This is a genomic window from Bacillus sp. FSL K6-1218, assembly GCF_038006445.1.
In the GTDB taxonomy this organism is placed as follows: Bacteria; Bacillota; Bacilli; order Bacillales; family Bacillaceae_G; genus Bacillus_A; species Bacillus_A thuringiensis_S.
In genome coordinates this window covers 1,889,379-1,910,682 of sequence record NZ_JBBOVE010000001.1, presented here as the reverse complement: position 1 = coordinate 1,910,682, position 21,304 = coordinate 1,889,379, and the positions used below count along the sequence as shown (strand labels likewise).

The window sequence follows — 21,304 nt, the reverse complement described above, 5'->3', positions numbered from 1 at the left end:
TTTATAAAAACCATTTCTCCTTTAAAGAAAACACACACTATACCAACTGTTCTCTTTTTCTGATTATAGAATTTATAGGATAACCATAGTATTATATACATATCCTAATAAAAAGAGGAGGCATATTTGTGAGACATATAATAGATGATCCTATACAAAAAAATATAGAGCTGTACTATGCTTTTATTCAATTCGTTTCAATGATAACATTACAAAAAGTATCAGCTGTTGAAACACGTAAAGATGAATTGAAAAATCAGATAAAAAATGAAGGACAAAAAAACCCTTATTACTTATAAAAAAAGGTGAACAGGTTATATTCCTGTTCACCTTTTATCAAATTATTTATAAATTTTCACACGGTTTTCTAACGGTTGGAATTCTTTTTCACCAGCATGTACTACCGGTTTACCAAATGGCATTTGCGCAGTGAGTTTCCAATTCCCTGGAACATCCCACTCTTTTCTCACTTCTTCATCAATTAGCGGATTGTAATGCTGTAACGTAGCACCAAACCCTTCAATTTCTAAAGCTGTCCAAATTGCAAATTGTAACATTCCTGATGATTGCTGAGACCAAGTTGGAAAATTATCTTTATATAATGCAAAGTTTGCTTGAAGGCCTTCCACTACTTCACTGTCTTCAAAATATAAAACCGTTCCATAACCACTTTTAAATGCATTCATTTTTTCTTCAGTAGGTGCAAAGTTATTTTCAGGTACAATTTTTCTTAACGTTTCTTTCGTAATATCCCATAATTTATCATGTTGTTCTCCTAATAAAACAACAACACGAGCACTTTGAGAATTAAAAGCTGAAGGTGTATGTTTTACAGCATGATAAATCACTTCTTGAATTTTCTCATCAGAAACTACTTGCTCTTTACTAATTGCATAAATAGATCTTCTGTCTTCAATTGCTGAGTAAAAATCTTTTGCCATCATAATTCCCTCCAATTTTCAATTGAGGCTATTTCATATGTATATATCATATTACGCCCCTCAAACTTATTATTAATAAGTTCATAACTTTATAATATCACAGCAACAAATAAAGTGAAACTTTAATCAGCGGGGCTTTTGCGGGATAAACTCAAATGATAACACTTGTATTTAGACTCTTTTTCCTTTTTAAAATGAAAATAAAAAGACTGTTTGTTGTTATCTAAAATTAGTAACAACAAACAGCCTTACTTATGTAGCGATCTAGATTGGTATTTTACTTACTTAATTAACTAATCCAAATGCATACGACATTAACTTATTCGTCTCTGTAAAACGTTTTGTTTTACTTGATGTCCCCATGACCACTGTAATAATTCGATTATCACCTTGCTTTGCAGTCCCAGTAAAACAGTATCCTGCGCTATCTGTAAATCCTGTTTTTAATCCGTCCATTCCTTCTATATATGAACTTTTATTATTTTTGTTTAACATGTCGTTTGTGCTTATAACATTAATATTATTAAATGCTAACTGACTTTGACGTAAGTGAGTCACTTCTAATATTTCCGGATAATCTTTTATAAGATGGTACGCCAATTGTGCTACATCAGCAGCCGTCATTTTTGTTTCACTTCCATCCGGCTCTTGTAATCCAGAAGCATTTGCAAATTTAGCATGTTCCGACATTTTTAACTGTTTCGCTTTTGCATTCATAAGCTGAACGAAATCTTTCTCCGTTTTTGCCATATGTTCTGCTAAAGCTACAGCTGAATTATTAGCTGATTCAATCATTAATGCATGGTATAAATCATTAACAGTTAATGTGTCATTAACTTGTACTGGGATTCTTGCTCCCTCTGTCTGTGCCGCCTTCACACTCATTTTCACTGGATCTTCCCAGCGAACTTTCCCATTATGTATACTCTCTAATAGAAGATACGCCGTCATCATCTTAGACATACTAGCTGGTGCAAAAGCTTCATTTTCATTATATTGATAAATAATATCTCCATCACTCGCATCGATAATCATAGCTGCTTTTGCATCAATTTTTGGTGGAATATACTTTGGCGGGACTGCTTTTTCAGTAAATCCTGCTTTAGGTAATTCTGCCACTTGCAGGGGTTGTCCCTCTACATTTGTGGCACTCTTTTGAGTACCTTGGAATAAGAACCAACATATCCCTAAAACAATGACTAATAGGACAGTCATCCTTCCCCATTTTAACCGATTCATTTCAAAACTCCTTTAGCAAACCTTTTATACACTCACATTTAACCTTAACAACAATTCCTTTATAGAGTCAAGGCAAAAAGTATATTTATTCATATACAGCAATTATTATTTCAATTTGTTTATGTTAAACTTAAAATGCTGAAATATAAGAATATTCAATGACAAAGTTCGTAAATAAACTATTTAATAGAAGGGATTCATACAAATGCTACTTCCAAAATCATTAAAATACAGCGACACAATTGGGATCTACTCCCCTTCTTCACCAATAACCTACAATTCTCCAAAAAGATTTGAACGAGCAAAATCTTACTTACAACAGAAAGGGTTTCATATATTAGAAGGTTCATTAACAGGTCGATATGATTTTTATCGTTCTGGTAGTATACAAGAGCGCGCTGAGGAACTAAATGCCTTGATAAGAAATCCTAATATTTCTTGTATTATGTCAACAATTGGTGGGATGAATTCAAATTCACTATTACCTTATATTGATTATGATGCTTTTCTAAAGAACCCTAAAATAATGATTGGGTATTCAGATGCAACTGCTTTATTACTAGGAATTTACGCCAAAACAGGAATCCCTACATTTTATGGACCAGCTCTCGTCCCTTCCTTTGGCGAATTTGAACCTTTTATTGATTGCACATACAAATATTTTGCTGAAACTTTACTACATGATCAATCTCTTCCTTATCATATAAAACAACCGTTATTTTGGTCAGATGAATTTATTAATTGGGAAGAAAAGACGAAGGAGAAAGAATTTCGTCCAAACAATTGGATTTCAGTAATTGATGGAAAAGCTACTGGGCGTATTATTGGCGGGAATTTAAACACGATACAAGGAATTTTTGGTAGCCCCTATATGCCACATATTCAAGAAGGCGACATTCTCTTTATTGAGGACAGTTCAAAAGATGCAGCTACTATTGAAAGAAGCTTTTCATTACTTAAAATTAACGGTGTATTCGATAAAATTTCAGGTATCATTCTTGGAAAACACGAGCAATTTGATGATTGTGGTACCAATCGAAAACCTTTTGAAATACTGTTAGAAGTGCTTCAAAATCAAAGAATTCCTTTTCTAGCTGACTTCGATTGTTGTCATACACATCCAATGATTACTATACCTATCGGTGTTCAAGTAGAGTTGGATGCAACAAATAAAACGATACATATTGTAGAACCTTGGAAAAAATGAATGCATGGCTTCTATTGTTTTACGATAAAAGCCATGATACTATATACTTTGGAATGTGAAAGATTAAACAAAATACGTTCCAATATCTATCATTAGAAAAATTAGGTATAAATATATATTTATATGCAAAAGAGAGTGAATAAATGAAACCAACTATTAAAAATTATGTATTTTTACATGTAGCTTTTTTGATATATTCTATCATTATGGTTTACATGAAATGGGCAGCTCAATTTCCAATTGCTTCAATCTCATTTTTTATTGCTTATTTCGGACTAGTTGTACTTTTATTCGGATATGCAATTTTATGGCAACAAGTAATTAAACATTTCGAAATTTCAAAAGCATATTCACATCGCGGGATTATTATACTATGGTCAATGCTTTGGTCAGTATTTCTATTTGGAGATACGATTCAGTGGAATCATTTACTTGGTGCAGCTATTATTATCATCGGAATTGTGGTGGTGACAAAAGATGAATAGTTATATGTTATTATTTATTTCCGGGATAATTTTAGCTAATTACTCACAAATATTATTAAAAAAAGCTACTTTACAACAATACGATTCTAGAATAAAAGAATATATGAATCCTTATGTTATTATCGGCTACTCTTTATTTGTACTTAACGCTGGATTAAATGTAATTGCCATGAAGGGCATGGAATTAAAACAAGCATCAGCATTAGAATCCTTAAGTTATATCATCATATTAATTTTCGGTTGGTATTTCCTAGGGGAAAAAATAACGAAACGTAAACTCATCGGTAACATGATTATTATCGTTGGTGTAATCGTTTATTGTATCCAATAGTAAAAAGCTCCGTTTATCACAAACGGAGCTTTTTACTATTGACCTAAATTTTGCACCTTATCTTTCAAATCTCGAACTTGATCTACCGTCTGCATAAGCTCAGAGTTTTTAAATTGCTCTACATCCACTTTCCCTTCTTCTATCTTTGTCATCGCCGTATCAATTAACGTATTTAACTTTTCGTTATATCCGACGATTTGTTGATGAAGATCCTTGGCTACATCAGGTGGCGTTAATTCATTGAATGCGGGTATATCTTGTTTAATTTCACTAAGCTTCGTTTCTAATTCTTTTCGAGCCTCGCTATCATTAACGGCCTTTTCTGCTAATGCTGGTGCATCGTTTGCAAATGCACTTATTTCATTTACATAGTCTGTCGCTTTTTGCGCGTAATCTAGGGAGTTCTTTCCTTCCTCCACTATTGAACATCCCATTAAACCAATTGAAACTATAAATACTAATAAAATTGATTTTATTTTCATTTTAGACCCCCTTCGTCCTTATAATTGTCTGTAATTTTCTCTATACATAACTTCTAGCTAAATTGTTTATAACCTTTTTCAAATAGCTATTTATCCTCTTACATGCCCTATTATCGTTACAACATCTATTTCTATATGTACGCTTATAATATCTTCAATTATATCCATATACCCTTGTCCTATAGCTGTTCCATAGTGTAATGTAAGCCCCTTCTTTTCATACACTGACTTTGGCACTGAAAAAATAAATCTCCTCAAGTTTCTTTCATCAGCTGGTTCCATAATTAAAACAATCCCATCCTCATCAAACATATACGCTCGCCCTCCAACTTTACATTCACTATGGCTCAGTATTGCCTTGGTCAGCAAAATTTAAAACATAATAAGTTAAGATACACTCTGCTCTATCATAAAGTGAAACTTTAATTAGCCCTCACCAGTCGACTCTTTATCGGCAAATAGCGGGATAAAAATAAAAAGCATTCATTCTTTTTTGTTAAGAATGAATGCTTTTTAAAAAATCAATTTCTAACTCTAGCATCTTTTTTTGACGAGGTTTTACTTTCCTTACGGGAACTCCAGCGTAAATATACCAATCATCTAAACTCTCTTTTACCATACTCATCGCGCCGACTGCCGTACCTTCTCCTACAGTTACATTTGGAAAAATAATAGAATTAGCACCAATAATCACATGTTTTTTTAAAATAACTTTTTCTGCTTTCACATTCCTATATTGATTCGGGACGGTTGGCCCCATTAATGTATTTCCACTGAAATCATCAAGTACTGCATATACGATCGTTTTAGCTGAGATGTTTGCAAAATCATGCATTTCAATCCCAACTTCCCCTCCATATAACGCTGTATACGCTGATATGTGCGAATAACTTCCAATTGTGATTTTACCACTTAAAATGCAAAAATCATCAATTCTTACATGATTGCCAACTGATATAGCACCTGGATTATATATACTTGCTTTTTTACTAACCAATACATTTTTCCCAACAGATAAAAATCCAATTTTCTTTAGTTCTTCTTGACTATAAAAACTATTCATCTACCGACACCACCTTCTGCTCTAAACAGATTACAATTTGCTCTACTAGTTCTTTCGTCATTCCTTCCCATAAAGGTAAACTTACGATTCGTTTTGCTATTTTATTCGTTTTTGTTAAATCTGTAGACTTATATTTTCTAAAAAGAACTTGTTGGTGGCAAGATGGTGAAAAGTATAATCTAGCTTCTATCTTCTGTTTTTTCAGCTCTTCTATTACTTGTATGTTGTGAACTTCTTCTGGACAAATGATAGGCATAAATTGGTGAATAACTGCTTCTGTCTTTTGAACTCCCCACCCTTTTTTCATTAACCCAGTACTTTGTAACAACTGTTTATACCATTTAGAAATACGGGTGCGTTCTTTTAATTTTTGATCCCACTTTTTTATAGTCGCAATCCCAATAGCTGCTGCGTATTCAGACATTTTACAATTAAATCCCATCATCGTGCATTCACGATTTTTATCAAATCCGAAATTCCCCATTCTTTTAATACGTTGTATATCTTCTTCGTTTTTACTATATATGAGCCCTCCTTCACCAATTCCGAAAGGCTTTGTTGCATGAAAGCTATATACGATCATTCCACTAAAATCTTGACCGTAATGCATCCCTCTATTCATTAATCCAAATCCCGGTGCCGCATCTACGACAACCGGAATCCCCTTCTTCTCTAATTCTTCATATTCTTCTAAGTTCATCCATGATCCAAAAGTGGCGTACGGGACAACAATCGCAACCTCTTCTTTTAATTCTTCTATCTTATCCAAAAGTACGGTTTTGTCCATATACCAATCATCTATTGAAATATCAATAAAGTAAGGTTCCAATCCACACCAAATAGCGGCTAAGGCAGTCGCAGGGAATGTAAAGCTAGGCATGAGAGCATACTTTCCCTTTCTTCTTTTCTTTAGTTGAATAGCCGCCATTAACCCTAACGTTGCGTTTGCTACTGTTGTAACAGCTCCCCTGTTTTGAAAAAATGCCGACATAATTGTTTCCTCAAAACGTTGATTTATAGGTCCATAATTCGTATATATATGAGATGTATCAATTTCCTTCAATTCGTCCAAATACTCAATTACAGGTACAGTTGAAGCACGTAAAAAAGGAATATTCTCCATATCTATCTATTCCTTCCTATCATTTTCGGACAATATAGAGCATATCTGTTTCAGATAATCCAAATCTCCTAGCACTTTTTATTCCTTGTTTTTCCGCTATGTTATATAATTCCACCTTAAATCCTGCATTCATTAATCGTTGAATAAATCCCGATTGATTATAAATTCTCACATGATCTTCTTGACCAAATGCTAATTTCCTCAATTGTGGTGTTACAATTAATTCATTCTCTACAATAAAATCTACATTCATTACGATTGGTACTTGAATAATCCCCCATCCGTTTGGCTTTAACACTCTATATAACTCTCGCATTGCTTTGTCATCATCAGGAACATGTTCTAACACATGGCTACATAAAATTACATCAAAAGTATTACTATCATATGTAATCCTTGTAACATCAATTTCCTTCATTAATGGATCCTTTGGTTCTAAGTCACCACATACATACGTAATATTTTTATACTCGTTAAACCAATCTCTTAACTTCGCTTCAGGTGCAATATGAAGCATAGTATAGTTTCTATTTAACAAGTCCGTTTCCGTTTCAATATATGTACGATACAATCTTTCACGATCCATCGAATTACAAACTGGACATATCCCTGTATCTTTATTCCACATCTCAAATTTATATTTCGGAAAATCATAATGTGCTGGCCAAGGTGAAAATTTTTCGAATTGTTGATTGCAATATTGACAATAACAAAATTCTTTCTCAAACATGTGAGCAACTAATTTGTGTAACCCTTTTTTTATCTTTTCATTATAAATTTGATCTAGCTCGCCATTTCTTATTGCATCCTTAACTATAAATCCCGCATTTTCTAAACAATAAGATAAACTCTCTTTATACTCACTTTCAGAACTTAAAAATCCACTATTATATGCATTTATAATTAATTCAATCCACTCTTCAATTGTCATTAAAATAAAATGCATTTGTTTTTGATTTTGTCCACTATGTTGTCTAAAATAACTAAGAGGTTCTTGTATATAAACTACTTTTCCTTTTCTCATCATATCTAGCCAAGTTGCAATGTCATTAATAGCAGAATAAGCCCTTCCTTTAAAATACCCAAACTTACCTTCAAACAAATCCCGATTAAACAAAACAGTTGTCGGCTCACCAACTACATTTTTCAAGTTTTTTAACATATAATTCCCTAATTCTTTTCCTTCAAAAAGTGTAGTTTCTTTCGCGATTTTCATATTCAATGTTGAAGGTGGTAATATCTCTCCATTCTCATCAATCAGTTCACGATATGACGTCACAAATGAAATATTTTCTAACGTCAAAAAGTATTTCATCATTCTCTCGATCTTTTCATGATGAAATAAATCATCATCTAATAAAAAGTTTATATAGTCCCCATTCGCAAGTTCTACACACTTATTAAAGTTTTCGGCAACTAACGGTGTTTCATTTTTAACATATGTAATACACTCATATTCACGTAAGTACGGTTGAATCATAGCATTGACTTCATTATTTGTACTGTCGTCAGAAATAATGATTTCAATATTTTCATATGTTTGATTCAGAGCGCTGTTGAGTGCTAATTCCAAGTAATAAGGTCTATTGTACGCAGGAATAAGTATACTTACTTTCGGTAAAGAAGAATTATTATTTATATGCTGTTTTTTCTTTTCTATATTTATTTTCTTTCCTCTAATTTTTTGGTAATAGTCTAATGTATATAATATCGATGATGGAACTATCCTTCTTGCATAATCTAGAAAATTAGTTATCGCTTTGTCTAACTCTTTTTCGTTGGATAAGAAACCATATTTTTCTCCTGCTATAATACTGTGTGAAAAATCTTCTAACCCATCCATCATTTTATTAGATTCATTTAACTGTTGATCTGGATGTAATCGAAAGTAACTAAGTGTCTCTGCTATATATACTGCTTTTCCTTTACTTAATAAAGATAACCATGAAGCTATATCTACGTTACATAAATACCGCCTCTTATCAAAAATCCCAAACGGTTCTTGTAAATCATTTTTACGAAATAAAACTGTTGTCGGTTCTCCAATATAATTTTTTTGCTCCACAATTACCTTATTTCCTAATTCTGTCCCCTCTATAATCGTATTCTCTTCAAATAAACGGACAGTTGAATAAATATGTCGCAGTTCTTTCCCTTTATCATCAATTACTTGACGATGAGATGTTACAAGCTTAATTTCATCATCTAAATCATTAAAAAAATACTTCATCATTTTTTCAATTTTATTCACATGAAATATATCATCATCCATTAAAAAATTTATATACTCACCGTTCGCTTCATGAAATAACATTAACGCATTTTCAAACTGTCCGAGAGTTGATCTGTTTTTTATATAAATAATATTTGAATGATCACATAAATATTTTTGTAACATCTTTTCTGTTTCGTCATTCGTGCTGTCATCTCCAACTATAATTTCTATATTAGGGTACGTTTGTTCTAACACACTACATAGCGCCTTTTCAAAGTAACGAGGACGATTATACGTAGGAATTAATACACTTACCAACGGAAGTTGCTCTACCACCTCTTCAGTTCTTTCAATACGAGTTCTCATTTTAACTCTCTCACCTCTTCGCATATTATTTATATACGCGACACAAAAATCACATTACTTTAACTGTATGGAGCCTATATACTTTTATGCAAACATGAAACAAATTATCATACTTTTCGTTCCTGAATAAACATATTTAATAATGCGGACATTTTATTTGCACCTTTTTTATTCATATGATCACTATCATAAAAATCATCATCACAAAATAATGGTGAATCAAATAGATCTATAATTTGAAAAGAATATTGAGTTTGAAAATCATTTATAACTTTATAAAAATCTTCTTTTAATTTCTTACTACTACAATTGAAATAATGTGAAGTAACTGGGAATACAACAATTAATGGTTTTATATCATTTTTTAACAGTAATTCTAAATATTTTTTAAAAATTATTTTATTTTCAACTAAAGTTTGAGGATACGCCAATTTAGCATGTGAAGCTGCTCTTATTCTCCCGTGTTCTTCAAAAGGAATGTGAAGAGGAGTGGTATTCCACTCAGCATTTATCCAAGGCAGTATCAATGATTCATCTTTTAGTTCGTCTAATAAAATATATTCAAAATGCAAATTAAAAATAGAAAAAAGTGGTTTCGGAGTATTTAGATGTAAGAATCCATCCGTGGGTAGAGGAGAATGAACTACAGTATGATGACCATCTTGAAACAATGGATAATATACTTTGTGAATTCTATATGATTCAGATGATAACGACATATCAAAGTAAAACGAGAAATAAGCTATTCCTATTAAACAATATTGAAATGAATGAGTGTTTGATAGAAGTTGTGACGCTATTAAATAATCATAGTATAGATCTTGAGATGGAAGTGTTAATTTTATTGACTTTTTTGAGAGGAGCTCCGTACTTATACCACAATGTGGATAAGACAAACCGGTAGCAAACAATTCATACGTCGGATCACTCTTTGCTTTTTTCATAGAAATGTATAAAGACATAAGATCCGGATTTATTTGATAGATAGAAATCAATTTATTCTTCCATTCATACATGTATTTTGTTAAATTAATAATTTTTGAACTTTGCACGCCTCTATTTATCAAGTCATTTGTAAGTTTTTCTGCGTCCACTCTCCAAATGACTATATATTGAAAAGAATTTTCTATACGAACAACATCTGAAACGTCTACAATATGAGCTATTGTTTTACATTTATTTTTGTCTAATGTATTTCGAATCCTATCTCCTGATAATTCATCACTTAAAACAATGATTTTATATTGCTCCTTCATGTACATCCCCTCCATTATATGTATAATATGAAATTCATTTTTAATTCGTAACAATCATATACACCTGCAATCTAACAAAAAAATAGCTCCACCATTAGGCGTAGCTATTTTTACAATTATTGTTTATTCAAATTATATTCCTTTGTCTAACTCATAAAGTTTACGATATTTTTCATTTTCTTTCAGAAGTTGTTTATGACTACCTTGCATGACAATTTGGCCACGATCAAGGAATATAACTTCGTCTACATGTTCTATTCCTACAAGATGGTGCGTAATCCAAATAACCGTCTTTTCTTCCGTTGCAGAAAACATTGTTTCAATTAAAGACAATTCTGTTTTGGGATCTAAACCGATAGTCGGTTCATCAAGTACAATAATTGGTGTTTCTTGCATAAGAGTTCTAGCAAAAGCAACCCTTTGTCTTTCCCCACCAGAAAACCGCTTTCCCATTTCATGCATTTTCGTTTGTAATCCGTCTGGAAGAGAAGTAATATGTGAAGCTAATTGTGCCTTCTCTAAAGCTTTCCATATCTCTTCATCCGTTGCCTCTGGTTTGCCAATCCGTACGTTATTTCCAATTGTCGTATCAAACAAATGCGGCTTTTGATTTAATACAGAAATATATTTAGATAAAAGATGCGTATGAGCTCGTTCACCATTCAATACAACTTGACCGTTTACTGGGCTTAACGCCCCTGTTAACAATTTTAGTAAAGTAGATTTCCCTGTCCCACTTCTCCCTAAAATAGCAATTTTCTTCCCTACTTTTATTTGTAATGACACATCTTTTAATACAATCTCATTACTATCTGGATAACTATACGATACGTGATTCAGTTCAATATCTACATGTTTTGGTTCGATGTAATCTTTCTCTCCATACAAATCCATTTCATCATGTAAAACAATATCACTTTCTACGCGATTAAGACGATGGGTAGATTCTACATACGATGGGATTCGATCGATGGCATCTGCAATAGGAATAAGCGCGTTCGTTACAGATAAAGTCATTAATACGAAAGCTGCGATAACTGTAGGAGCAATTTGTTCACTTGCCGCTTCATTTCCAGTCCATATGATCATCGAAATAACTACAATACCTACTACTAATTGAATGATACTGTCCCGAATATGATACCAGCGTTTCACTCTCTTTTCTATTTTTAACAACTGATCATTTTGTTTTACATACTCATTAATAAATTCACCTTTACGACCACTCGCCTGCCAATCAGATAATCCAAAAACAGCATCCGTCAGTTGTTGATACAAACGGCTTCTACCTTGCTTCAAAGTAACATGGTGTTTCTTCATCAAAAGTAATGATACAAACGGAAGAAGAAACACGATAATAGCTAACATACAACCTACAATAAGTGCAAACACAAGGTCAAATGCACCGATAACAAGTACGAAGATACTATAAACAACTAGCGCTAATATGCTAGGGAATATTGTACGTAAATATAGGTTTTGCAAATGCTCTATATCTTCGGATAACACTCCTAACATATCACCCGTTTGAAATCGAGAACGGAAAAATAACGCCTGTGGTTCTACTATTCTATATAGTTTCGTTCTCATTTTTTCTAATATACGTAGTACGACATCATGTCCGACTAAACGCTCTATATAATGAAACACAGCTTGCCCTATACTAAACGCTCTTGTTGCAACAATAGGAACATATACAGCCATTACATTTTCTGGTCTAAGGGCAGATTTTGAGATCAAATAACCTGAAATAAAAAGTAACATCGCTCCTGAACTAACTCCAAGAAGACCAAGGAAAATAGTTAAAGTCATTCTACCTTTATTTTGTTTTATATAAGGTTTAACCCAGTTGCTCATTTCTCTCCCCTCTCTTCCCTATGAAAATGTAATGTCTCATTCTCTAAAAGTTCTTCATACGTCCCACTTTCTTTCATTTCCCCTTTATTTAAAATAAGGATATGGTCCATTTGTTTCATCCAATGTAGACGGTGGGTTGCTAAAAATACTAATTTTCCATTAAATAGACGTAACATCGCTTGCTTTATTTCAAATTCGGTTTCAATATCAAGATGTGCCGTAGGCTCATCTAATAAAATGATTGGTTTTTTACTTAAAAGTGCACGCGCCATAGCAACACGCTGTTCTTGTCCGCCACTTAGCATACGTCCACCTTCTCCAATTCTTTCGTGCATCCCATTTGGAAGTGATGTAACGAGTGAACGAAGGCCGACTTCATTAATAACTCTTTCAACTTCTTCATCTGTTGCATTTGTTTCATAAAAACGAATGTTATCCTTTAATGAAAGCGGAAAAATATAAGGTTGCTGCGGAATATAAGCAATATTTTTTTGCCAATCTTCACGAGTAGATCCATCAACTTCTAGACCATTTACTAACATCTTTCCACTCGAAGGAGATAAAAAACCTGCTAATACGTCGATTAACGTCGATTTCCCTGCACCACTTTCACCAATAACACCAATAGCACCGTTACCTTCCCAAGTAAAATTAATTCCTTCTAATATAGCCTTTTCAGATTCAGTATTATTTACTTTGATATCTTGTAAATTCAAGCTACTAGAGGCATTCCATACTATATCTTCATTTAAATCTTTCTTTTGTATTCCTTTTTGTTGTTGCAAAATCTCTTCTATTTGCTCCATCGCAATTTGTCCATCTAATGTCGCATGATAATTTGCTCCCACTTGTTTAATCGGCAGAAAATATTCCGGAGCTAAAATCAAAATTGTAAGGGCTGGTAATAGTATAATCGTTCCATCTATTAAACGTATCCCTAATCCAACCGCCACAAACGCGATTGATAAACTCGTAAAGAAATCTAATGCAAAAGAAGAAAGAAAAGCAACTCGCAAAGTACGCATCGTTGCTTTTCTATATCTTTTACTTACTTTTTCAATCTTTCCTTCGTGCTGTTCACTTTTCCCTAAATACTTTAATGTTTCTAAACCTTTTAACGTATCTACAAAATGGTTCGAAAGTACACGATATATCTCATACTGACTATCTGCCATTTTTTGCGCTGCTAATCCGAGAAGAATCATAAATATGATCACGATAGGAATCGTTACAACTAAAATGATTCCAGACTCAATATCTAGCGTAAAAACATATAGTACAATTAGACCTGGAACGATACTACTTCTAATCATTTTAGGAATCGTTAATTCAATATATGTTTTAAATTTCTCAATCCCTTCAATTGATAAGGTAACCAGATGACCAGTTCCAACAGTTTGAACATACCTTGGACCTAATGTGAAATATGCCTCTATCAATTGTTTTCTTAGTAACGATCCTGTTTTTTCGGCAAAACGTTCCACTAATATTTGTGATGTTCGAACTACTATGTTACGCGCTGCAAACGCGATACCAAAATAAACAACTTCACTTAATATTGTTTGTACTGTCTCTCCATGAAATAAAAACGTAATAGCTCGTGCTAAAAAGATTGTTTGCGCAATAATACTAAAAGCTTCTAAAATACTAATAATCGTTAACGCTACATATAAAATACGGCTACCGGGATAAGACGGAAGTCCTCTTTTTCTTTTCATTAGTACTCCAAATCGTTGTCTGACTTAACAGGTTGTCTAAATACATAATAACTCCATATTTGACTTCCGATAACGAAAGGCAAAATAGCAATCGCAAAGTAAGTCATAAGTTTTAATGCATAAGCTCCTGATGCTGCGTTGTAAATTGTCAAATCATTCATTGCTCCTAAAGAGCTAATCATAACACGTGGGAACATACCGATAAATACACTCGCACTTAGTAAAATGATTGTTAAACTCGTCATAAAGAAAGCCCAACCATCTCTTCTTCTTTTATTTAATAAAGTGGACACTAATAGTGCTACAAAAGCTCCGATTGGTACCATAATCCATTCTGTTCCATGGGCAGTGAAAATGTCGGTTTTCCATAATCCCACACCAGCAAAAACAAGAAGTGTAATTAATGAAAATGGTGCAATTTTCATTGCAGCAATGCGTGCACGTTCTCTCAATTTACCAGTTGTACGTATCGTAAGGAATTGTAAACCGTGAACAATACATAGTAGAAGGAACATTACTCCTCCAAGTAACGCAAATGGATGAAGTAATTGCAGGAATCCACCTACAACGTTTTTACTCTCATCAATAGGTACACCTACCATAAAGTTTGCAATCGCAACTCCCCAAAGGATAGGAGGTAACATACTTCCAATAAACATTCCCCAATCCCACGCACTCTTCCATTTATGATTATCTATTTTCGCACGAAATTTAAAGGAAACACCTCTTAAAATTAAAGCAAGAAGCATAAATACAAATGGAATATAAAAACCACTAAATAAAGTTGCATACCAGTGGGGAAATGCCGCAAACATGGCTCCACCAGCACAAACAAGCCATACTTCATTCGCGTGCCAGAACGGTCCTATTGTATTTAAGTAAACTCGTTTTTCAAAATCATTCTTTCCTAAAAACCTCGAAACCATTCCTACCCCAAAGTCGAAACCTTCCAGTACGAAGAATCCAACAAATAAGATTGCAATAACTAAAAACCATAACTCATTAAGAGATAACATACTCTTCCTCCTTATCAAATGGATCATGGCTTTGATAATCCTTTTTCGTTTTCTTATTCGTGTGACCCTTAATGGTACGAACAAATAAGTACACACAAATTCCACCCATAATTAAATACATTGATGTGAATGAAATAAGTGAGAATAATACTTCACCGAATGTTACATTTGGTGATACAGCATCTTCTGTTTTCATTACACCAAATACAACCCAAGGTTGACGACCCATTTCAGTCATAATCCACCCTACTGTATTACCGATGAATGGAAGAGAAATTGCATACACCATTAATTTTAAATACCACGTTTTTTCAGCTAAACGATCTTTTCTTGATAAGAACCATCCGTAAGCTCCTAAAAGAAGCATGAATGTTCCACTCATTACCATCGCTCTAAAACTCCAAAACATTGTATGCACTGGAGGAATATAATCTCCAGGTCCATATTTTTCTTCATATTGTTTTTGAATTTGATTCATGCCTTCAACTTGACCGCTAAACTTATCATACGATAATAGACTTAGCATATAAGGGATTTGAATTTCAAACGAATTTTCTTTCTTCTCTGTATCAATTTTCGAAAATACTGTAAATGGCGCTGGATCCTCACTTGTATTCCATAGCGCTTCAGCTGCCGCCATCTTCATTGGATGTGTCTTAATTAATTGTTGCGCTTGTGCATGACCGAAGAATAATACAAGCGCCGTTGTAATTGTTCCAACAATGATAGAAATTCGGAAAGATTTTTTAAATACTACAGTTTCTTGTCCTTTTGTAATTTTCCATGCACTTACACCCGCAATAAAGAATGCACCTGTTGCAATTGCTGCTGTAATTGTATGCGGGAATTGCACCCATAGTTGTGGGTTTTGAATAATGGCTAAGAAATCATTCATTTGTGCACGACCATCAGCTGCCATTTCATACCCGACAGGTGACTGCATAAATGCACTTGCAGTTAAAATCCAGAATGCTGATAACATCGTTCCAATTGAAAGGAGCCAAATACACATTAAGTGAATTCGCTTCGGTAATTTATCCTCACCGAATACCCATAAACCTAGGAATGTAGACTCAATGAAAAATGCCAGTAATCCTTCAATTGCAAGTGAGGGACCAAATACATCACCTACAAAACGTGAATACGTTGACCAGTTCATACCAAACTGAAATTCTTGTAAAATACCTGTTACTACACCTACTGCAAAGTTAATAAGGAATAATTGCGTCCAAAACTTTGCCATCTTCTTATATACTTCTTGCCCTTTTACCACATACAACGTTTGCATTATCGCAATAATAAAAGCTAAACCAATTGACAGCGGAACAAAAAAGTAATGGAAAATCGTTGTTGATGCGAACTGTATTCGTGCCAATTCGAGCGTTTCCATACTAAAATCACTTCCTTCATAGTTTTTATAATAAAAGTTAATTGAGCAATCTTATCAAACTCAATTATTAAGAAATACGAAAAGACAAAAACATTTTGTATGTATTGTCGAAAAATATGAAGTTTCAGTTTTTCAAACTATTGTAATGCTATTTTTTACCTTTTCACTATTTCTGTAGTGTTTTATTCGTTAATCGAATTGTATAATATACCTGCATAGTAAATTCAGGTTATTTTTGACGTATTATTGACATCATTTTGTCTGAAATATGTCTTTTGTCATTTTTTTGAATCAGATTTTCCTCATTAGCAAAATGTATTTTTTCAATATACGGCTTACTTTTATATCTATAAAACAATCGTTTTTTCTTCATACACTTGACTTTTATCCAAAAAAAATGTCCTCGCGACCAACCTCGATAAATGCTTGTTTTTTGTCAAGAGAAAAATATATTTCCAAAATTCAAACTCGAAATAATGTTATTCAAAAATAGAAAATAACTTCCCTCTTCCTCGACTAAAAGTTCATTCTTTTGTCATTTTTCCATAACAAATAAAAAAGCTGAGAGTCAATTAGACTCTCAGCTTTTTTATTTGTTATGTTGTATGTTTTCTAACGGCTGGTAAAATTTCAGTAGCAATTAATTCAATATTTTTCTCAATTCTATCAAATGGTACACCGCCAAAATCAATTTGTGCCATAAAGCGTTGTTGGCCAAACAATTCATATTGGTAAAGCATTTTCTCAATGATTTGTTGTGGGCTACCAACCATTAAAGCATCACGGTAATCTATTGCATTTGTAAATTGCTGTTTCGGATACCCACCACCGCGCAGTGTAAGCATACCAGCATTAATGTGAGGGTAATATTCACTAAGTGCATCTTGTGAATTTTTTGCCGTATAAAATAAACTCGTTGTCGCAACTGGTAAACTAGCTGGATCAAATCCACTTTGCTGAGCAGCCTCGCGGTAAGCATCTACTGACACTTTAAAGTTAATTGCTGGCCCACCAAGTGTTGTTATCATCATTGGTACACCTGCACGTCCTGCCTTAATTGCACTAGCTGGGGGACCTCCAACTGCACGCCAAATTGGTAAGTTATTATTTTTCGCTCTTGGAATAACCGATGCATGTGCGAGCGGTGCTCTGAACTGTCCATTCCATGTTACATGTTCCTCGTTATTAATTTTTAATAAAAGATCCATCTTCTCTTCGAATAATTCTTCATAATCATTCACGTCATAACCAAGTAAACTATATCCTCCAATACGAGATCCACGACCAGCCACAATTTCTGCACGTCCATTAGAAATCAAGTCAATTGTAGCAAAATCCTCATATACTCGTACCGGATCAGATGTACTTATTATCGTTGCGGAACTTGCAATTTTTATATTTTTCGTAGCTTGTGCAATAGCTCCTAAAATAACTGTATGAGCTTGTGTTGTAAAATGCGTTTGATGACTTTCACCGACAGCAAATACATCAAGTCCTGCCTCATCTGCTAACTTAGCTGTTTCAATTAGTTCGTGAATTCTTTTCTCTGGCGTAATTTTCTTCCCATTATGTGGATTTAAAACATGATCACCAATTGAATATAATCCAAACTCAATTCCTTTTCTTATATCTATACGGTATTTTTCCATAGTTACTCTCCCCTTTAATAAAGTAGTATTAGTTTTTTTCTAAAAACGTTGGTAAGTCAAATATATCTCCGTATTACCTACATCTTCACTTGATTAGTCAATTGATAGTGTAAAAAAAATTACTCATGTGGTAATTCTTTTTTCTCACTATGCTTATGAACTTTCGTCATTAGCTCGTATAATATTTTCTGCTCTTCTTCATTTAATACATCATCAAAAAACGATGATTGAAATGCAAGTTGCTCTGGCAATGCTCTCTCTAAAGCTGCTTCTCCTTGCTCTGTAAGACTAATTGTTTTCGTTTTCCAATCTTGTTTTCGTACAATATATCCTTCTTTTTCAAGACGAGTTAACATTCGAGAAATGCCACCTTGTGTAACAGTTACCTTTTCAGCTAACTCCATTTGTGTTAGTGGTTGATACGTACGTATTTGCAAAAGCACATCAAATTGAGCTGTCGTTAAATCAAAACGTTTTAAAAACTCATTTGACATTTGATTACTTTGATTCGTAAATCGTATTAAACGTAACCATATTAATGATCCTATCGTATTATCACGCATGTTTTGTCACTTCCTAGCGTTAATCTTACTATCACTTTACTACGCAAGTGATAAAAAAGCAAGAGAAAAAGTGAAAAATATTTCATTAGAGTATTGCATAAATAATGATAAGTAAGAATTCATATAAACATGAATTCTTACTTATCATTATTCTTAACTTTTCATTTCATTCATTACTATATTTAAAGCTGCCACAGCTTTTGGCCAACCAACGTAAAAAGCCATATGTGTTATTAGTGCAACCAATTCATTCTCCATAACCCCATTTTGTTTAGCTAGCTTCAGATGAAATGGTAATTGTTCTCTATTACCCAGACTGATTAGTGCTGACACAGTACACAAACTTCTTTCTCTTAATGTTAAAGTAGCATCCCGCCACACTTCTTCAAATAATATCTTTTCACTATAATGAGCAAATGCAGGTGCCATTTCTCTCATTTTCTTTTTAATATGTACTTCAATAAGTTCATTTTTCATTTTTTTCTTCCTTTATTTTCACCATTTGTGCTATTCCTTGACCAAATGACCAGTTTTCAGCAGCTGTCTCATTTAGTGTAATAAAAATATCCGCAGTTTTAACGTCGGAATATTCCGTAATTTTCAAGGATACCGATTGATACAAATCTTTTTTCTGTTGCACCGTTCTTCCCGGTCCACATGTAATAGAAACATAAATCATATTCTCTGTTCTCTTTTCTCCTCTTTCTAATAAATAATATGGATTATATAAAAAGTGATTTTGTTGATAAGGTAAAAACATTTGAAAAAAATCATTTTTAGGGATGTTAAAATGTTCAATTAATGACAGATGAATACATTCACCTATCTTTTTCAACTCTTCTATATTTAATATATTTTCATGATAATAAACGTTCACAAAAGGCATACATTTTCATTCCTTTTTCTTAATTTAACTTCAACAAGTTTTCATCGTGAAATGTGCAAAATCTCATATACTGTAACACCTTTATTTGCTACCATTTCAGGCTTCTCTTCATAAAACTCAAACCCACTGTATCCCCATTTATCCGGATTATAAACGATTACATTCCCTAAACACTTTTCATTGTTTTGTACATTTTCATTTATCGTGTTTAATTTAGTCCCAATCAACGTTTTACTTTGAGAAATACTTCTTGCATATTCAACAACATATCTACTTTTCTTAAATCCATCACTTAGATTAACAACTAACGGAACACCTATATGTATTTGTTGCCAACCAAACGATTGTAAAATATTATCGTAATACCCTTCAAAGATAAATTTATTCATCCCTTCATGACCATTCCAAATATATAAAGGTGCATAGCAGTTATAAAAATTCCCGTCTTTCTCCGTTTCCGTAATTAAATAAGCTTTAAAATTTAGTTCTTGGAAACCATCAGTTTTATAGCCATTATCCTTTACCCTTTTCTTAATAATCTCCATGTCATAATCCTTTGGAAGAATGACCTTATATTGCATTCCAATCATGTTTATCACTCGCTTTCAATCTTATATACATTATGATAAATCAATAAGTGGCTAACGTAAAATAGGTATAAATTATGTTTGATATCATTTATAATGATAGTGCATAAGGGGCTGAGATACATGGAAATAAATGATCTTATTATATTCAAAACTGTAGCCAGTGAGGGTTCTATTAGTAAAGCTGCTAAAGAGTTAGGATATGTTCAACCGAACGTAACTGAGCGAATCAAAAAATTAGAACAAGAATTAGAAACGCCTTTACTACATAGAGATAACAAAGGTGTTTCCTTGTTACCTGCTGGTGACATTTTATTAGATTACACGAATAAAATATTAACTCTATTAGAAGAAGTAAAAAATGAAATTAAAACGAGTGGTTCTTCTTATATAATAGCGACGTCACAATCTATTTTGACAAATTATTTAAGTAAGCGTATTAAAGTAAATTTCAGAAATTATCAAATATATGTAGAAAGTAGTAGTCATTTGCAAAAATTACTTCAGCAACAAAAAGTTGATATGGTCATAACTTATGAGGATTATCCTGACGCATCGTTTAAAAAAGTGTTCACAACCTCAATTTCTGTAGGCTTATTAAAAGCGAAAGAAAAATGTACCATTGATTATTCAAAAGAAATTTTCTTCGTTAGCAATGACAAGAAGTGCCCTTTTAGGAATAAGACAATACAATTCCTAAAAGAAAATAATTTATCTCAGCGCCAACTTCAACAATTAGATTCTTATTCGCTTATGGAAGAGTTTATTCATGACGGAAAAGGGATAGCCTTTTTGCCGATTAAAAATGATAAATTGGTACCAATTGAAGATGTTCCAGTTGAGAAATTAGCTGTTCATTTTTTTACAAATCAAAACTCTTTCAAACAAATCCCTGATGAACTATTTGGTTAATAAAAATCCCTCCTTTAT

22 protein-coding genes are annotated in these 21,304 nt (G+C 33.0%); 5 read left to right on the top strand and 17 right to left on the bottom strand.

Translation table 11 applies throughout. The features are described from left to right. Positions 1–128 precede the first annotated feature (128 nt). A complete protein-coding gene (locus MHI26_RS09820; protein ID WP_061667446.1) occupies positions 129–299 on the top strand; it encodes a hypothetical protein in 171 nt (56 codons plus the stop codon). Between the two features lie 42 nt (positions 300–341). On the opposite strand, the gene MHI26_RS09815 is transcribed toward MHI26_RS09820, so the two are convergent. Together MHI26_RS09815 and MHI26_RS09810 are read right to left on the bottom strand one after the other, a co-directional pair. After that, on the bottom strand, positions 342–944 hold the full coding sequence (locus MHI26_RS09815; RefSeq protein ID WP_103945424.1) for a nitroreductase family protein: 603 nt from the start codon (positions 942–944) through the stop codon (positions 342–344). Between the two features lie 282 nt (positions 945–1,226). Continuing rightward, entirely contained in the window at positions 1,227–2,180 is a 954-nt protein-coding gene (locus MHI26_RS09810; RefSeq protein WP_061667445.1) for a D-alanyl-D-alanine carboxypeptidase family protein, read from the bottom strand. A 205-nt stretch (positions 2,181–2,385) separates the two neighbouring features. Between MHI26_RS09810 and MHI26_RS09805 the strand changes: the two genes are divergently transcribed. From MHI26_RS09805 to MHI26_RS09795, 3 genes are all read left to right on the top strand, one after another. After that, on the top strand, positions 2,386–3,387 hold the full coding sequence (locus tag MHI26_RS09805; RefSeq protein ID WP_061667444.1) for a S66 family peptidase: 1,002 nt from the start codon (positions 2,386–2,388) through the stop codon (positions 3,385–3,387). A gap of 143 nt (positions 3,388–3,530) precedes the next feature. Then, on the top strand, positions 3,531–3,872 hold the full coding sequence (locus MHI26_RS09800) for an EamA family transporter (RefSeq protein WP_000805127.1): 342 nt from the start codon (positions 3,531–3,533) through the stop codon (positions 3,870–3,872). Continuing rightward, entirely contained in the window at positions 3,865–4,203 is a 339-nt protein-coding gene (locus MHI26_RS09795; RefSeq protein ID WP_061667443.1) for an EamA family transporter, read from the top strand. The genes MHI26_RS09800 and MHI26_RS09795 overlap by 8 nt, the downstream gene beginning before the upstream one ends. A 35-nt stretch (positions 4,204–4,238) precedes the next feature. Here the strand turns inward: MHI26_RS09795 and MHI26_RS09790 are convergent, their stop codons facing one another. The 15 genes from MHI26_RS09790 to MHI26_RS09720 all read right to left on the bottom strand — a co-directional run bounded on the left by MHI26_RS09790 (position 4,239) and on the right by MHI26_RS09720 (position 20,377). Continuing rightward, positions 4,239–4,685, bottom strand: coding sequence for a DUF6376 family protein (locus MHI26_RS09790; protein WP_061667442.1), 447 nt, complete (start codon positions 4,683–4,685; stop codon positions 4,239–4,241). 90 nt (positions 4,686–4,775) lie between these two features. Beyond that, positions 4,776–4,997, bottom strand: a complete 222-nt coding sequence (locus tag MHI26_RS09785; RefSeq protein ID WP_000459099.1) for a hypothetical protein — start codon at positions 4,995–4,997, stop codon at positions 4,776–4,778. A 184-nt stretch (positions 4,998–5,181) separates the two neighbouring features. Then, entirely contained in the window at positions 5,182–5,748 is a 567-nt protein-coding gene (locus tag MHI26_RS09780) for an acyltransferase (protein ID WP_061667441.1), read from the bottom strand. Beyond that, entirely contained in the window at positions 5,741–6,871 is a 1,131-nt protein-coding gene (locus MHI26_RS09775) for a DegT/DnrJ/EryC1/StrS aminotransferase family protein (protein ID WP_000427947.1), read from the bottom strand. The genes MHI26_RS09780 and MHI26_RS09775 overlap by 8 nt, the downstream gene beginning before the upstream one ends. A 19-nt stretch (positions 6,872–6,890) precedes the next feature. After that, positions 6,891–9,452: a glycosyltransferase gene (locus MHI26_RS09770; RefSeq protein ID WP_061667440.1), complete on the bottom strand. Its 2,562-nt coding sequence runs from the start codon at positions 9,450–9,452 to the stop codon at positions 6,891–6,893. 107 nt (positions 9,453–9,559) lie between these two features. Further along, positions 9,560–10,708: a hypothetical protein gene (locus tag MHI26_RS09765; RefSeq protein ID WP_061667439.1), complete on the bottom strand. Its 1,149-nt coding sequence runs from the start codon at positions 10,706–10,708 to the stop codon at positions 9,560–9,562. A 132-nt stretch (positions 10,709–10,840) separates the two neighbouring features. After that, positions 10,841–12,565, bottom strand: coding sequence for a thiol reductant ABC exporter subunit CydC (gene cydC / locus MHI26_RS09760; RefSeq protein ID WP_061667438.1), 1,725 nt, complete (start codon positions 12,563–12,565; stop codon positions 10,841–10,843). Continuing rightward, positions 12,562–14,283 (bottom strand): thiol reductant ABC exporter subunit CydD, encoded by a 1,722-nt coding sequence (cydD, locus tag MHI26_RS09755; protein ID WP_000824041.1) that lies wholly within the window; start codon positions 14,281–14,283, stop codon positions 12,562–12,564. Before cydD ends, cydC begins: the two co-directional genes overlap by 4 nt. Further along, positions 14,283–15,299 (bottom strand): cytochrome d ubiquinol oxidase subunit II, encoded by a 1,017-nt coding sequence (gene cydB, locus MHI26_RS09750; protein ID WP_061667437.1) that lies wholly within the window; start codon positions 15,297–15,299, stop codon positions 14,283–14,285. Before cydB ends, cydD begins: the two co-directional genes overlap by 1 nt. Next, positions 15,286–16,689, bottom strand: a complete 1,404-nt coding sequence (cydA, locus tag MHI26_RS09745) for a cytochrome ubiquinol oxidase subunit I (protein WP_000448870.1) — start codon at positions 16,687–16,689, stop codon at positions 15,286–15,288. The genes cydB and cydA overlap by 14 nt, the downstream gene beginning before the upstream one ends. Before the next feature lie 596 nt (positions 16,690–17,285). Beyond that, positions 17,286–18,338: an LLM class flavin-dependent oxidoreductase gene (locus tag MHI26_RS09740; RefSeq protein ID WP_061667436.1), complete on the bottom strand. Its 1,053-nt coding sequence runs from the start codon at positions 18,336–18,338 to the stop codon at positions 17,286–17,288. 119 nt (positions 18,339–18,457) lie between these two features. Further along, positions 18,458–18,901, bottom strand: a complete 444-nt coding sequence (locus MHI26_RS09735) for a MarR family winged helix-turn-helix transcriptional regulator (protein ID WP_001205521.1) — start codon at positions 18,899–18,901, stop codon at positions 18,458–18,460. Positions 18,902–19,054: 153 nt separating this feature from the next. Then, on the bottom strand, positions 19,055–19,378 hold the full coding sequence (locus MHI26_RS09730; protein ID WP_061667435.1) for a carboxymuconolactone decarboxylase family protein: 324 nt from the start codon (positions 19,376–19,378) through the stop codon (positions 19,055–19,057). Then, positions 19,368–19,787 carry a tautomerase family protein gene (locus tag MHI26_RS09725; RefSeq protein ID WP_001117251.1) on the bottom strand — a complete coding sequence of 140 codons (420 nt, stop codon included), beginning with the start codon at positions 19,785–19,787 and terminating at the stop codon, positions 19,368–19,370. The genes MHI26_RS09730 and MHI26_RS09725 overlap by 11 nt, the downstream gene beginning before the upstream one ends. 41 nt (positions 19,788–19,828) lie before the next feature. Next, positions 19,829–20,377 carry a DUF4865 family protein gene (locus tag MHI26_RS09720; RefSeq protein ID WP_061667434.1) on the bottom strand — a complete coding sequence of 183 codons (549 nt, stop codon included), beginning with the start codon at positions 20,375–20,377 and terminating at the stop codon, positions 19,829–19,831. A gap of 120 nt (positions 20,378–20,497) precedes the next feature. On the opposite strand from MHI26_RS09720, the gene MHI26_RS09715 reads away from it, so the two are divergent. Next, entirely contained in the window at positions 20,498–21,286 is a 789-nt protein-coding gene (locus MHI26_RS09715) for a LysR family transcriptional regulator (RefSeq protein ID WP_061667433.1), read from the top strand. Positions 21,287–21,304 lie beyond the last annotated feature (18 nt).

Excerpts from the sequence above, each read along its gene's own strand:
- MHI26_RS09815 (WP_103945424.1), bottom strand. The coding sequence starts at position 944 with ATGATGGCAAAAGATTTTTACTCAGCAATTGAAGACAGAAGATCTATT.
- MHI26_RS09810 (WP_061667445.1), bottom strand. The coding sequence starts at position 2,180 with ATGAATCGGTTAAAATGGGGAAGGATGACTGTCCTATTAGTCATTGTT.
- MHI26_RS09805 (WP_061667444.1), top strand. The coding sequence starts at position 2,386 with ATGCTACTTCCAAAATCATTAAAATACAGCGACACAATTGGGATCTAC.
- MHI26_RS09800 (WP_000805127.1), top strand. The coding sequence starts at position 3,531 with ATGAAACCAACTATTAAAAATTATGTATTTTTACATGTAGCTTTTTTG.
- MHI26_RS09795 (WP_061667443.1), top strand. The coding sequence starts at position 3,865 with ATGAATAGTTATATGTTATTATTTATTTCCGGGATAATTTTAGCTAAT.
- MHI26_RS09790 (WP_061667442.1), bottom strand. The coding sequence starts at position 4,685 with ATGAAAATAAAATCAATTTTATTAGTATTTATAGTTTCAATTGGTTTA.
- MHI26_RS09785 (WP_000459099.1), bottom strand. The coding sequence starts at position 4,997 with ATGTTTGATGAGGATGGGATTGTTTTAATTATGGAACCAGCTGATGAA.
- MHI26_RS09780 (WP_061667441.1), bottom strand. The coding sequence starts at position 5,748 with ATGAATAGTTTTTATAGTCAAGAAGAACTAAAGAAAATTGGATTTTTA.
- MHI26_RS09775 (WP_000427947.1), bottom strand. The coding sequence starts at position 6,871 with ATGGAGAATATTCCTTTTTTACGTGCTTCAACTGTACCTGTAATTGAG.
- MHI26_RS09770 (WP_061667440.1), bottom strand. The coding sequence starts at position 9,452 with ATGAGAACTCGTATTGAAAGAACTGAAGAGGTGGTAGAGCAACTTCCG.
- MHI26_RS09765 (WP_061667439.1), bottom strand. The coding sequence starts at position 10,708 with ATGAAGGAGCAATATAAAATCATTGTTTTAAGTGATGAATTATCAGGA.
- cydC (WP_061667438.1), bottom strand. The coding sequence starts at position 12,565 with ATGAGCAACTGGGTTAAACCTTATATAAAACAAAATAAAGGTAGAATG.
- cydD (WP_000824041.1), bottom strand. The coding sequence starts at position 14,283 with ATGAAAAGAAAAAGAGGACTTCCGTCTTATCCCGGTAGCCGTATTTTA.
- cydB (WP_061667437.1), bottom strand. The coding sequence starts at position 15,299 with ATGTTATCTCTTAATGAGTTATGGTTTTTAGTTATTGCAATCTTATTT.
- cydA (WP_000448870.1), bottom strand. The coding sequence starts at position 16,689 with ATGGAAACGCTCGAATTGGCACGAATACAGTTCGCATCAACAACGATT.
- MHI26_RS09740 (WP_061667436.1), bottom strand. The coding sequence starts at position 18,338 with ATGGAAAAATACCGTATAGATATAAGAAAAGGAATTGAGTTTGGATTA.
- MHI26_RS09735 (WP_001205521.1), bottom strand. The coding sequence starts at position 18,901 with ATGCGTGATAATACGATAGGATCATTAATATGGTTACGTTTAATACGA.
- MHI26_RS09730 (WP_061667435.1), bottom strand. The coding sequence starts at position 19,378 with ATGAAAAATGAACTTATTGAAGTACATATTAAAAAGAAAATGAGAGAA.
- MHI26_RS09725 (WP_001117251.1), bottom strand. The coding sequence starts at position 19,787 with ATGCCTTTTGTGAACGTTTATTATCATGAAAATATATTAAATATAGAA.
- MHI26_RS09720 (WP_061667434.1), bottom strand. The coding sequence starts at position 20,377 with ATGATTGGAATGCAATATAAGGTCATTCTTCCAAAGGATTATGACATG.
- MHI26_RS09715 (WP_061667433.1), top strand. The coding sequence starts at position 20,498 with ATGGAAATAAATGATCTTATTATATTCAAAACTGTAGCCAGTGAGGGT.